General features: G+C 59.6%; 11 protein-coding genes and 1 pseudogene. 7 read left to right on the forward strand and 5 right to left on the reverse strand.

Going from position 1 to position 12560, the window contains the following annotated elements; all coding sequences use genetic code 11:
* Positions 1 to 40 precede the first annotated feature (40 nt).
* The 4 genes from C1A35_RS25105 to C1A35_RS25120 all read right to left on the reverse strand — a co-directional run bounded on the left by C1A35_RS25105 (position 41) and on the right by C1A35_RS25120 (position 3473).
* A complete protein-coding gene (locus C1A35_RS25105; RefSeq protein WP_234822999.1) occupies positions 41 to 877 on the reverse strand; it encodes a hypothetical protein in 837 nt (278 codons plus the stop codon).
* A gap of 175 nt (positions 878 to 1052) precedes the next feature.
* Entirely contained in the window at positions 1053 to 1355 is a 303-nt protein-coding gene (locus tag C1A35_RS25110; protein ID WP_104666987.1) for a DUF982 domain-containing protein, read from the reverse strand.
* 120 nt (positions 1356 to 1475) lie between these two features.
* The gene (gene groL / locus C1A35_RS25115) at positions 1476 to 3104 is read right to left on the reverse strand and encodes a chaperonin GroEL (protein ID WP_104666988.1); all 1629 of its coding nucleotides are present in this window, start codon (positions 3102 to 3104) and stop codon (positions 1476 to 1478) included.
* A gap of 54 nt (positions 3105 to 3158) precedes the next feature.
* A complete protein-coding gene (locus tag C1A35_RS25120) occupies positions 3159 to 3473 on the reverse strand; it encodes a co-chaperone GroES (protein WP_104667106.1) in 315 nt (104 codons plus the stop codon).
* 280 nt (positions 3474 to 3753) lie between these two features.
* Here C1A35_RS25120 and C1A35_RS25125 point away from each other — a divergent pair, with 280 nt between their 5' ends.
* The 4 genes and pseudogenes from C1A35_RS25125 to C1A35_RS25140 all read left to right on the forward strand — a co-directional run bounded on the left by C1A35_RS25125 (position 3754) and on the right by C1A35_RS25140 (position 5428).
* Entirely contained in the window at positions 3754 to 4026 is a 273-nt protein-coding gene (locus tag C1A35_RS25125; protein ID WP_104666989.1) for an usg protein, read from the forward strand.
* A 207-nt stretch (positions 4027 to 4233) separates the two neighbouring features.
* A complete protein-coding gene (locus tag C1A35_RS25130; RefSeq protein WP_104666990.1) occupies positions 4234 to 4707 on the forward strand; it encodes an Hsp20 family protein in 474 nt (157 codons plus the stop codon).
* Positions 4708 to 4776: 69 nt separating this feature from the next.
* Positions 4777 to 5025: pseudogene (locus tag C1A35_RS25135) on the forward strand (DUF982 domain-containing protein); the annotation flags it as partial.
* Positions 5026 to 5125: 100 nt separating this feature from the next.
* On the forward strand, positions 5126 to 5428 hold the full coding sequence (locus C1A35_RS25140) for a DUF982 domain-containing protein (RefSeq protein ID WP_234823000.1): 303 nt from the start codon (positions 5126 to 5128) through the stop codon (positions 5426 to 5428).
* 233 nt (positions 5429 to 5661) lie between these two features.
* On the opposite strand, the gene C1A35_RS25145 is transcribed toward C1A35_RS25140, so the two are convergent.
* Entirely contained in the window at positions 5662 to 6183 is a 522-nt protein-coding gene (locus tag C1A35_RS25145; RefSeq protein ID WP_104666993.1) for a transposase, read from the reverse strand.
* Between the two features lie 402 nt (positions 6184 to 6585).
* Here C1A35_RS25145 and C1A35_RS25150 point away from each other — a divergent pair, with 402 nt between their 5' ends.
* The 3 genes from C1A35_RS25150 (at position 6586) to C1A35_RS25160 (ending at position 12558) form a co-directional block, all read left to right on the forward strand.
* Complete coding sequence (locus C1A35_RS25150) at positions 6586 to 7614, forward strand: helix-turn-helix domain-containing protein (RefSeq protein ID WP_234823001.1); 1029 nt, start codon at positions 6586 to 6588, stop codon at positions 7612 to 7614.
* Between the two features lie 154 nt (positions 7615 to 7768).
* On the forward strand, positions 7769 to 9475 hold the full coding sequence (locus C1A35_RS25155) for a ShlB/FhaC/HecB family hemolysin secretion/activation protein (protein ID WP_158665161.1): 1707 nt from the start codon (positions 7769 to 7771) through the stop codon (positions 9473 to 9475).
* An 11-nt stretch (positions 9476 to 9486) separates the two neighbouring features.
* Positions 9487 to 12558 carry a two-partner secretion domain-containing protein gene (locus C1A35_RS25160; RefSeq protein WP_158665162.1) on the forward strand — a complete coding sequence of 1024 codons (3072 nt, stop codon included), beginning with the start codon at positions 9487 to 9489 and terminating at the stop codon, positions 12556 to 12558.
* Positions 12559 to 12560: the final 2 nt, after the last annotated feature.

Below are 12560 nucleotides of genomic sequence, written 5' to 3' on the forward strand. Positions count from 1 at the left end.
TCGTGCCGCGTCCTTCGTGCATTCAAGGACGCGCGGAGCTTTAAAACAACATGGAGAAGCCGATGACCGGGCCATGCTGGTTCACGTCCCAGCGGAACTTGTTTGCCCCGGTGAAGTCGTCGCTTTCATAGTCCTGATAGAGCATCCGGTAACCGGCGCGCAGGATGGTCGGCTGGCCGAACATTTCTGTCCGGTAGCCGAGATAGGCTTGGGCGTTGACGCTGAGCTTGGAGCCGACGTCGAAGCCGCCGACATCGGCCTCGGCAACGAGGTTCCAGCGTTCGCTGAGATCGGCGTTGAGGCGTAGGCCGACGAAAGGATCGGTCCAGTCGGCGCTCTTGCTGGTGTTGAAGCCGGCCACGGACACATCCGCTTCGAGCTTTGTCCAGCGCAGGCCGACTGTCGGTTCGATCGACAGCGTTCTGGGCTTGCCGAAGGCGGTATTGCCGCCGAGCTCCTGCTCGTAGATCTGGTAGAACGCGCCGAAGGCCAGCGTCGTCATCTTGATATCGAGGCCGATCTCATGGGAGAGCAGCGCTTCGTCCTGGCTGGTACGGACGTATTGACCGTCAAAATAGACGCCCCATTGACCGTTGGTCAGCTCGACATTGCCCATCAGCGCCAGATCGAGATGGTCGAGCGTATCTCTGAAGGGTACGTCGACATCCGTATCGAAGCCGGCAAGCGACGCGTCGCCCTTCAGGCTGGCCGCCCAGACATAGGGGCTGACGATCACCGTCCAGTCGTTTACGGGGGCCATTCGCGCTTGGTCGAAATCGGCGGCGCGCACCGCGGTCGAGCCGAGCAGCGCAAGCGAGAAAACGCCGGCAAGGTGAACTGCGGCGCGTCCGGTTGCGGCTATGCGTCGTGTCTGCATGTCGGCCCCCTCAAGCGTTCGCTAACCTAACCCTTGTGGCCACAATTTCAAGTCGCGGTTTGATTGCTGTTTGCACGACGAGCGAGGCTGTCCCCGGTAACTCCAATTTCGATGTATCGAACGCGACGATACGAGCGGAGAGGCCGCGATCGCAGCCTCTCACGGCAAGATTGGTTCACGGCGAGATCCGACCGCCACCGGACTTCGCCTTGATCATCCACGGGAGCACCGCGGGAGCCTTGACGAGAATACCCTTTTTCTTCGCGAAGGAGCGAAGGGCGTCTCGCGCAACCTCGACTGGCTTGTGTCCGTCATGTGCTAGGTAGCACGTCTTCAAGGTCGCGTCGTGAATGATGTCGCGGTCTCCCTTGCACCATTCCTCAAGAAAATCGATCGCATCGTCCAGGTTTGTGATTTCGACGACCAGATCCTTCCTTTCACGCAGGTAAACTGGCCGGTCAAACATCTTCCTTTGCATTTCTCCCTCACTGAGTGGCTGCGGCACAACGCCAACCTGAAGAGCCTGTTAGCTACTAGGCGGCGGCGCCGATCGGTTTCCGTCAGGCCCGCCCATGGCAGAACGGGCCTGAACAATGCTTTAAAAGTCCATGCCCGGACCGGCGGGCAGAGGCGGAGCCGTATCTTTCTTCGGCTTTTCTGCGATCATCGCCTCGGTGGTCACCAGAAGACCTGCGACCGACGCCGCATCCTGAAGCGCGGTGCGCACAACCTTGGCCGGGTCGATGACGCCCTGGGCATAGAGGTCACCATATTCACCTGTCTGAGCGTTCCACCCGTAGGAGAAGTCCGTTTTTTCACGCAACTTGCCGACGATGATGGAGCCTTCGGCGCCGGCATTCTCAGCGATCTGTCGAACCGGTGCTTCCACGGCCCGACGGACGATTTCGATGCCGACCTTTTGATCCGGATTGGCCGAAGGGAGATTGTCGAGCGCCTTGACCGCCCTCAGCAGCGCAACGCCGCCGCCCGGCAAAATGCCTTCCTCCACCGCTGCCCGGGTAGCATGCAGCGCATCGTCGACGCGGTCCTTCCTTTCCTTCACCTCCACTTCCGTCGACCCGCCCACGCGAATGACCGCAACGCCACCGGCGAGCTTGGCAAGTCGTTCCTGCAGCTTCTCGCGATCGTAGTCCGATGTGGTTTCCTCGATCTGGGCACGGATCTGTGCGACACGGCCGTCGATATCAGCTTTGGCGCCGACGCCGTCGATGATCGTGGTGTTCTCCTTCTCGATCGTGACCTTCTTTGCCCGGCCGAGCATGTCGAGCGTGACATTCTCGAGCTTGATGCCGACGTCGTCGGACACAACCGTGCCGCCGGTGAGAATGGCGATGTCTTCCAGCATTGCCTTGCGGCGATCGCCGAAGCCTGGTGCTTTGACTGCTGCGATCTTCAGGCCGCCGCGCAGCTTGTTGACGACCAGCGTTGCGAGCGCTTCGCCTTCGACATCTTCGGCGATAATAAGCAGCGGCTTGCTTGACTGCACCACGGCTTCGAGAACTGGCAGCATGGCCTGAAGGTTGGACAGCTTCTTCTCGTGAATGAGAACATAGGGATCGTCAAACTCGGTGCGCATCTTGTCGGCGTTCGTCACGAAATACGGGCTGAGATAGCCGCGGTCGAACTGCATGCCTTCGACGACTTCGAGTTCGGTCTCCGCAGTCTTGGCCTCTTCGACAGTGATAACGCCTTCATTGCCGACCTTCTGCATCGCCTCGGCGAGGTAACGGCCGATCTCTTCGTCGCCGTTGGCCGAGATGGTGCCGACCTGGGCAATCTCGGAGTTGTTGGAAATCTTGCGGGCGTTCTTCTTCAGTTCCTCCACGATCGCGTCAACACCAAGATCAATGCCCCGCTTCAGATCCATCGGGTTCATGCCAGAAGCGACCGCCTTGGCACCTTCCTTGACGATCGCCTGGGCTAGCACGGTGGCCGTGGTCGTCCCGTCGCCGGCGAGATCGTTGGTTTTCGAGGCGACTTCGCGCAGCATCTGCGCACCCATGTTTTCGAACTTGTCTTCCAGTTCGATTTCCTTGGCAACTGACACGCCATCCTTGGTTATGCGCGGGGCGCCAAAAGACTTGTCGATGACGACATTGCGCCCCTTTGGGCCGAGCGTCACCTTGACGGCATTGGCAAGGACATCGACCCCACGCAGCATGCGTTCACGGGCGTCGGTATGGAACTTGACTTCTTTCGCAGCCATTTTTTCTAACTCCTCAATAGGCAGCTATTTGACTAATGGACTTCGTAGGCTGGCTCAGGCTGCCTGCTTGCTCTCAACCTGGGCTTCGAGGACACCGAGGACTTCGCTTTCTTTCATGATCAGCAGATCTTCCCCGTCGATCTTGATCTCGGTGCCTGACCACTTGCCGAACAGGATGCGGTCGCCTGCTTTGACGTCGAGCGCCTGGACCTGGCCCGCTTCGTTGCGGGCGCCAGCGCCCACGGCAACGACTTCGCCCTCCTGCGGTTTCTCTTTCGCCGTATCGGGAATGATGATCCCGCCCCTGGTTTTCTCTTCTGAGCCAACCCGGCGGACGAGAATGCGGTCATGCAGCGGTCGGAAAGTCATGTTTTCCTCCATGGACAAACAGGTATGACGTTGTTCCCCATCACCGGACCGGATGACCGGTCCGGACGGGTGCAAAACCTCGTTTGAGCATCTTGCGCGAAATCATCTGGTTTTGCGGTTTTTTGATTTCAAGAGGGCGCCCCAAAAAAATCAGCACTCGCTCCGCATGGCTGCTAACACGCTGTAAAGGAACAACAAAGTCCTCGTCGCGTTTAGAATTCCATTGATGACCGCGAACAATTGCGCCACCTTGGCGCTTGTTGAGAAACGGAGATGAAGCATGCCATTTTCATCGGATTTCGAGCGTCAAATAAACGGCTATGGACTGACCACCGCGCACATCCTTTACCGCATTCCCGATTTCGAATCCGTTCTGCAGACCTTTGTCTGGCAGGACTACGATCTCGCACCTGACTTTCCTGAGATGCAGAAGTTCCTCGATTTCTGGCAAGCCAATCTCGATGGCCCCCTGCATTCCGTACGGTATTCCCATCAACGTCTAATAGGTCCCAATGAATGGCGCCGCGTGGATGGCGAGTTCAGGGTGAATTGAGACGCTTCCTTGAAAGGAGCCGGGTCCGCACAGGGGCTGCGCCCTAAGGGCGGTTGAGGGCTTTGTAGATTTTTTCTTCCGGCCCCTTGAAACCAAACTTGTGCCTAACCAAATCGCTTGCCGCCAGCCGCTGAATGAGGGCTGGACTTGCTGGAAGCGCCGTCTTTCGGCGCTTCCGTACCCATGTTGCTCGAGGAGGATATGGTTATGGCAACAACTTACGACTACGCACCGCTTTTCCGTTCGACTGTGGGGTTCGACCGGCTCTTCAATCTGCTCGAAACCCAGCGCGCGCGTTCGATCAGCGATTGGCCCCCCTACGACATCGCCAAGACCGGAGATGATAGCTATCGGATCTCGATTGCGGTTGCCGGGTTTACCCGCGATGATCTCGACATCACGTTTCAAACCAATCTTCTGACGGTCGTCGGCAAGAAGCAGGAACCCTCTTCCGATGCGTATCTGCATCGCGGGATCGCCGGTCGACCGTTCGAGCACCGGTTCGAGCTTGCCGATCACGTCCGGGTGACAGGCGCTGATCTGAACAACGGTCTCCTGGAGATCGACCTGGTGCGGGAAATCCCCGAGGAGATGAAACCGCGCAAAATCGCGATCGAAAGCGCCGCGACGGCTGAACGGTCACAGGCGCCGATGCAAATCGAGGCATCGAATGCCGCGTGATTGACGGCGATCAACTGGGCGCCGGTCTCAAGGCGCCCATCGACATCCCGGGTTGGAAAGGAGAGCACGATGAAACCCGATATGTTCGAGCGGCCAGTTGGCATCCTTGTGGGTCTCGGTTTTCCCGCAGAAATCCGCTCAGTGATGGACGCTTACCGTCTCCTCGTAGAGTGGCGAGCCCCTTCTGGGGACGCGGCGCATTCGATGGCGCTTAAGGCCTGTCTGGCTGCATTGCGCGGCGAGGTTGAAGCAGAGACTGTGCGGGGCCTCTTCGTCGCCTTCGCCGAAAGACACCATCTGCTGGCACCAGTAATGGACACAAGCGTCGGATTTGCGCCGCCGACTTTTCAGATCGGCACTGCTCCTCGCACAAGCGTTGGAGAGTCTTCGTTTGGCATCAATGCGAAGGGAGATCACCATGCTTAATCCCGAACTGCTGCTCATGGCACCCATCTCGGTTGAGATGAAGGACGGTACACGACAGGTCTTTGCGTCTGTCAACGACGTCCTCGATTTCCTGGAAGGCGAATGGACTATTTATAGGGGCCGCAAGCACAACAGGGCGGTTCAAACTTGTCGGCGGGCGCTTAACCGAATGACGCCGGTTGCCATCGCCCGCGAAGCGTTCGTTGAGGCTTGCCGAGACGCCGGACTGTCGACGGATGCCGAGAGCCCATTCGGGGCCAAACCTGATGTCGGCGGACACCATTCCCCAATTTAGAATGGCGAAGGTCGTGACCCCCGAAGCGCCAGCCCGAGACGATGTCATCCGGCATTGCCCCGGCGCTGGCGCCTCATCCTCGACATGAAGCCTGGACATGGAGCTTCGAGATGGAACAGCTTACAATGAAATTCCCTGCCGATCGCGTGATCGAGATCATTCCCCCTGCGCCCGAAAAACGGAAAGCGCGGAGCACTGCGATGTGTCTGTGTTGTCATAAAAAGTTCCCAGCCTCACGTATGGACGTCGACGGCTGTGGCATTTGCGAGGAATGTCTCGCGCCTTAGGGGGCCGGGGGGCGAGCACCATGTTGAATCTCTCCTGGCGTTCTCCGTTCGTAGAGATTCTCTCCCGCCCTCTATTTCGATGACGCCGGGGCGTCCGTCGAATGTCGGCCCTTTGGGCGGCAACACCGATTTTGGGCGCATCGAACTCTCCACCGAGGTAACGGGCGCAGCAGGGGGTGCCCGGTATTGCCATCGCTGGTCCTTCGTCATCACCTCGCCAAACACGCCGATCGGAATGAAGTCTAACGTGGGTTTCGGCAGACGCATAAGGGAAGTCGACGGGTGACCGAGTTGCCAAGCCTCGTCAGTCCGCCTCCAGCGAAAAAGCAGGTTGCTGTTGACACCGCGCCGGCGCGCCACCTCCGCAACTGAATTGCCGGGAAGCCGCGCTTCTTCAACAATTTGCCATTTGTCTTCCAGCGACCAGTTTCGTCGACCGCGCTTCGCCGCTTCGCTTGTTCCCGACATCGGATACCGCCATAGTGTCCACTTAGAATTTGGTGGACCTATCTCACTCCAGGGCTGCGCCGGTAGGCGGCCATCACGTCACGCTTACACTCGAACAAGTCGCTGCGACTTCAAACGCATTCGCCTTCGAGCAGTCGGTAGTTACTATGCTCATCTGTCACGCCCTCGATTATGGTATCCCCTCCGGCATCGTTACCCATGCCGTATCGCGTCATAGTATGGGGTCGGTACTTGTGTGACTCAATTTTGGGTGTACTGACCCAGGGCCCGCTTATTTGTTGATCAAGCTCTTACCCGCTCGCTATGAGAGATCAGTTTCTTGGGGAAACATCATGAAATCAGTTCTTTGCCGTCTGCAGGTAGGCTGAGCAACCGTATTGCCGAGGTCGTCTTTGTTGCCACGTGCTGGTTGCCATTCCTATGTCTTTGCCGTCATCTCGTTTCGACACTCGCCTTTTCCCGGCGCCGGTCGCGCTTAGCCTGTGGCACGAGCAGATTTCCGTGCTCTTTGAATCGCGCCCACGGAAATCCGTTGAGGAAGGTTTCTTCGCTTCCGTCGACGCCTACCTCGTTGGCGATGTTGCTGTCGGCTTTATGAGAAGTGGAGCGCAACTCTTTGACCGTTCGCGAAGGAAAATCGGTCGCGACGGCATGGACGGATACATCCTGCAGTTCTACACCCAAGGAACGAGTGAAGATCGCCAGGGCGGGCATGTTGCGCGGCCGGGCGATTTTTACATCCTGGATATAGCGCAGCCAATTTCCACCAGCGTGACGGACCACGCTCATCTCAATCTCATCGTGCCGCGTCGCATGCTAGCTCCGCTGCTCAAGGCGCCGGATGAATGCCACGAGCGTGTGCTGCCGGCTGGACTGCCCATGGTCGCGCTCTTGCGGGACACGATGGCGAGCTATTTCCAGAACCTCAAGGAGATGTCCGTCGACAACAGTCAGGCCGTCTTGCGGCCCCTCCTCGACTTGGCCGCGCTTGCCATTGGCGGCCAAGCGGACGAGGAGAAGGTCGGTTCCCTCAACATGGCGCTGTTTGCCAGCATTCGCAGGCACGTCGAAGCCAATCTCCTGGATCCAAATCTGGACGCAGAGGGCGTCGCCGCCGCGTTTGGGGTCTCCCGTCGCAGCCTCTACAGAATGTTCGAACCGACGGGGGGCTTTATCCATTATGTGCAAGAACGGCGGCTCCGCAGAGCGCACGCTGCCTTGCGGGCCGTCGAGACCCGCCATGTGCCCGTCGCTACGATTGCCGAGGAACACGGCTTCTCGAACCCGGAAAATTTCAGTCGCGCGTTTCGTCGCCTGTTCGGAATGACGCCGCGAGAAGTGCGCGGCCTTGCTTTTGCGCTCGCATATGGCCCCCATGCCGAGGAGGCTGACTCGGCCTGGAGTCACTGGATCGGCCGCATCGGAAGATGATGCCTTCATCCGGCATATCGGTCGTGCGCTGTGCGGGTACCTCGCAAACTATGATTCCTCGACAAGAACTATGAATGCCGGACGGGTGCATTGCCGCGCGCGCCCAGTCCGTGTCAGCGGATGGACAGCACCCCGTTCCGGAAAGGTTGGCCCTGTGTCCCGCGTCGTATTCCTTGGCCTTGCGATTGCCGCCTTGCTCGATGTTCCGGCGCTTGCCCAGGACGCCGGCTCACTTCTGCGCGACCGTGAGCTCCAGTCGGTGCAGCCGCTTCCCGAGGCGCTTCGAGCGGAAGTGGAAGACATTCGCGCCGACGGGCAGCGTACCGCGCCGGGAGGAGTGACCGTAAAGGTCACCCACCTGATTTTCTCCGGCAAGACCAGCCTCCTCACCCCGGATGAACGCGCACGGCTGGTCGATGGTGTCGCCGGAAAGGCCTTCGATCTTGCTGGTCTGCGCGATCTCACCACAGAGGTGACAAGACTTGCGCAAACAAAGGGGCATCTGTTTGCGCGGGCGTTTCTACCGCCGCAGGACGTGACCGAAGGCGTCGTGGAAATTGCCCTGATGGAAGCCCGGGTCGAGGAGATCGGGCTGGTGCGGGTCGGGTCCGTGCGGGTACGAGAAGAGGTCTTGCGCGGGATCGAGCAACGCTACCTCACGGACCGCTCTTCAATGACGGAACCGCAGCTCGAGGCGGCGTTGCTGCAGATGAACAGTCTGCCCGGCCTGAAGGTTCGGGCAAGCGTAGAAGCAGGAGACAGCCCCGGCACCTCGAAGGTCTCGATCGGTATCGAGGAAGGACCGATGTTCTCGGGACAGGTCTGGGCAGACAATTTCGGTTCGGCGAGTACTGGTCGGGCCGAAGGCAATGCGCTCTTCAATTTTACCGATCCCTGGGGTTATGGTGAGCAATTCCGACTTCAGAGCGTCACCTCGCAAGGCCTGGTTTACGGCCGGTTCTCGGCAAGTGCTCCGGTCGGCACGGCAGGGACCTTTTTCAATGGCGCCTACAGCTATCTGACCTATCACGATGTGACCGATACGGGGCGTGCCGCGGACCTTGATGGGGATGGGCATCAATTGGTTCTCGGTCTCACCCATCCGTTGCTTCGCGACCGGGTCACGGAACTGACCCTCGGTGGAGCTGTGACGGGGAAGGCACTGCGAAATGATTCTGCCGCAGGCGAACTCGACGACAAGCGCCTGCTCACCGGCACCCTGTCCTTGAGTGGCGTTCGCCGGGATTTTGATGGGGCAACGACCTGGGGATTGGATGCCACCTACGGCGTCCTTGATCTGTCGCGCATCGAAAGTTCGGCTGCGGCGGATGCCGCGGGCCTCAAGACCGAAGGTGGATTTGCGCGCCTCAATGCGCGTATCGAGCGACAGCAAAACCTCGCGGACCGTTGGACGTTGCTCGCGCGTGTGAGTGGGCAATGGGCCTCGAAGAATCTTGAATCATCCGAGGAAATTGCGCTCGGCGGACCCTATGGCGTACGTGGCTGGCCTGTCGGGGAGGCGTCTGCGGACATGGGCGCGATCGGGACACTCGAGCTGCGCCACGATCTGGCCGTACCAGAGGGCTGGGGACAGCTTCAATTGGGCGGTTTCCTTGATAGCGGCTATGCAAAGATCAATGCCCGCCCTGGGGGTGTCACGCTCTCCACCGCCACCAGGAAGAATGAGTATGCCCTGTTCGCCGCAGGCCTCACTCTCGATTGGCAGCGCGAGAATCTCGCGCTGACCGCCGGCTGGGGCATGGGCCTCGGCGACAATCCAGGGCGAAACACGAACGGTACCAATGTGGATGGAGGCACTGGCCGCTATCAGCTCTGGCTGTCGGGTCGCCTTAGCTTCTAGGAGGAACCAACTTGGCTATACGTTATTCCAGCGTGACGATGACGCTCCTCGGCAGCGCGGCGGTTGCGGCGCCCGCTTTGGCTGGCGATCTGCCGACCGGCGGTACTGTCGTTTCCGGCTCGGCGAGCATTTCCACGCAAGGCTCGACGCTCTCGGTTCATCAGACAAGCGACCGGCTGGTCACGAACTGGAACAGTTTCTCGATCGGCGGTGCCAATTCGGTGGTGTTTCGGCAGCCTTCGTCCTCTTCGGTTGCCCTCAATCGCGTGACCGGCGTGGAACCGAGCCAGATACGAGGGTCGCTTAGCGCGAACGGTCAGGTCTTCCTCGTCAATCCGAACGGGATCGTTTTCGGTGCGGGTTCGCAGGTGAATACTGCAGCGCTCGTCGCCTCCACACTTGATATCGCCAATAGAGATTTTCTTTCAGGGAGCTACACGTTCTCAGGTTCTGGTGGCAGCATCGCGAACCACGGCAGCCTCAATGGCAAGGTCGTGGCGTTGATTGCGCCGGAAGTGACCAACGCGGGCACGATTACCGGTGACACCGCCCTGGCGGCCGGGACCAAGGTGGGGCTGGACTTTGGCGGAGATGGACTGATCTCGGTCAAGGTCGAGGAATCGACGCTTGCGACCCTTGTCGACAACAGAGGGGTCGTGAAGGCGCCTGGCGGCACCGTCATCTTCACCGCCAAGGGTGCAACTGCAGCCAAGGCGTCGGTCATCAACAATTCCGGAACTGTGGAAGCCAAGGGCATGGTCAACAAGAATGGCCGCATCCTGCTTCTGGGTGACATGGCATCCGGGACAGTCAAGGTCTCCGGCACGCTGGATGCGTCCGCCCCGGAACATGGCAATGGGGGGTTCATCGAGACCTCCGCCAGGAAGGTTAGCATTTCCGAGAAGGCAAAGGTCACGACCCGATCCGCGCATGGCAGGTCTGGCCACCTGCTTATAGACCCCACCAACTACACCATCGCAGCCTCTGGCGGAGACATGACCGGCTCCATGCTTACGAGCCTGCTGGCGAGCAATGGGACCGTAACCATTCAATCGGTGAGCGGCGCGTCGGGCACCGAAGGCGACATTTACGTCAACGATACCGTGAGCTGGGGCAATGGCAGCACGCTCACGCTCGAAGCGCAGAACGATATTGTCGTGAACGGTGCCCTTAATGTGAGCGGGACCGGTGGTCTCGTTTTCAACTATGGGCAGGCAACGCCGGCTCTCGGCAACACCTCGACTTACGTGGTCAGGGGAGCGGTCAATCTGGCGTCGACGTCGTCCTTCCAGACGAAACAGGGGTTTAATGGGTCTATCATCAACTACTCGATCATCAATTCGGCCGCTCAGCTGCAGGCCATAGGTGACGCGTCGAACCTCAGCAATGTTCCCGGTTACTATGTCCTCGGGTCGGATATCGACCTGTCTTCCATCACCAATTTCGCACCGATCGTAAACATCAGCGGCATGTTTCAGCCAGAGGGGCGGGATGCTTTCGTCGGCATCTTCGACGGATTGGGGCACACGATGTCCAACCTCAACATCAACAGGCCGACGCTTGAGGGCGTGGGCCTCTTTGGCTTTGTCGGCGGCGACGGCGTAATCCGCAATTTCACGATCTCAGGCGGAGCCGTCACCGGGAACTATACCGTCGGTGCTGCGGCCGGCATGCTTTCCAGTGGTGGTTTTGGCGCGAGCGCGGCGAAAATCGTCAACGTCGGCGTTCGAGGCGTCACGGTGACCTCCAACAACGACGGGGCGGGTGGCTTGGTCGGCCGCAATCAAGGCATTATCCGCGGCTCCTACGCGACGGGCAATGTGGCAGCGAATGGTGCAAGCGGCTTCAGCGCTTCTGCGGGCGGCCTCGTTGGCATCAATCAGGGGGTGATTGCCAACTCCTATGCCACCGGCGCGGTCACCGCAGTCACCCGTGCGGGTGGGCTCGTCGGAGACAGCATGGGCGGAAGCGTTACCAACACCTATGCGACCGGCGCCGTCTCCGCGGCAACAACCGGCGGCCTGATAGCGGAATCCTCGGGGACCACCATTTCGGCCAGCTACTTCCTCAACACCGCTCCCGACAACGGCTACGGCGTTGCAATCAGTAGTGCGCAACTAACGGATCCATCGACGTTCTCCACCTGGGAAATCGCCTCAAGCGGGGGGCAAAAGACGATCTGGCGGATCTACCAAGGGCAGACAGCTCCGCTCCTTTCAGCGTTTTTGAAACCGGTGACGGTCACCGCCAATTCGGGCACCGCCATCTACAGCGGTGGTGTTCCGACGCTGGGGGTGAGCTATTCTTCTCTTAGCGGCACTGTGGACACGAGCCTCCTGATGGGAACGCCGTCGATCGGGGGCGCTGGCAGCAATGCCGGCAGTTACACTCTTACACCCACCGGCCTCTATTCCGGACAGGGCGGGTACGATATCTCCTACGTTGCCGGCACGCTTTCGATCACCCCGGCAGCGCTTACGGTCACGGCTAATGGCGGCAGCCGCAACTACAGCGGGATCGGTTATTCCGGCGGCAATGGCGTCAGCTATTCCGGTTTCGTAAATGGCGAGGGTGCCGCGGTGTTGTCCGGTTCGCTCGTCTATGGAGGCTCCGCGCAAGGGGCAGTATCTCCTGGTGTCTACACCTTGTCGGCGTCCGGACTGAGTTCCTCGAACTATGCGATAACGTGGGTGGATGGTCTGTTGAGCATTTTACCGGCTACGACAGTTCCGACAGTTCCGACAGTTCCGACAACCACGCCTTCCCGTCTGCCGCTGTGGCCGCAACCTGTGCCGCATTCTCCGCTGATTGCGGACGTCGGAGGCCTCCCTGTTCCCGTGACTTTCGTCGGCGACCTTCGACGCGATCCGCTGTTCTATCCGGAGGGAGGGCGCACCCTCCTCGTCAATACGCGACGCGGCTCCGATGGCGCCGATATCGTCACCTTGCCACGTACCATTGTACCGACTGAGGAGTTGCTGGTGGGCCTGGAGGAAACCGTTCGTGGCAAGACGGGTCGTTTGACCCGCTTTACTCAAGATGCGCGTGGATGCGGATGTTTGATGAGGGACGAGGTCAATTGAAC

This window comes from Ensifer adhaerens (assembly GCF_002940685.1).
Taxonomy (GTDB): Bacteria; Pseudomonadota; Alphaproteobacteria; order Rhizobiales; family Rhizobiaceae; genus Ensifer; species Ensifer adhaerens_E.

Excerpts from the sequence above, each read along its gene's own strand:
- C1A35_RS25145 (WP_104666993.1), bottom strand. The coding sequence starts at position 6,183 with ATGTCGGGAACAAGCGAAGCGGCGAAGCGCGGTCGACGAAACTGGTCG.
- C1A35_RS25130 (WP_104666990.1), top strand. The coding sequence starts at position 4,234 with ATGGCAACAACTTACGACTACGCACCGCTTTTCCGTTCGACTGTGGGG.
- C1A35_RS25125 (WP_104666989.1), top strand. The coding sequence starts at position 3,754 with ATGCCATTTTCATCGGATTTCGAGCGTCAAATAAACGGCTATGGACTG.
- C1A35_RS25140 (WP_234823000.1), top strand. The coding sequence starts at position 5,126 with ATGCTTAATCCCGAACTGCTGCTCATGGCACCCATCTCGGTTGAGATG.
- C1A35_RS25110 (WP_104666987.1), bottom strand. The coding sequence starts at position 1,355 with ATGCAAAGGAAGATGTTTGACCGGCCAGTTTACCTGCGTGAAAGGAAG.
- groL (WP_104666988.1), bottom strand. The coding sequence starts at position 3,104 with ATGGCTGCGAAAGAAGTCAAGTTCCATACCGACGCCCGTGAACGCATG.
- C1A35_RS25120 (WP_104667106.1), bottom strand. The coding sequence starts at position 3,473 with ATGACTTTCCGACCGCTGCATGACCGCATTCTCGTCCGCCGGGTTGGC.
- C1A35_RS25105 (WP_234822999.1), bottom strand. The coding sequence starts at position 877 with ATGCAGACACGACGCATAGCCGCAACCGGACGCGCCGCAGTTCACCTT.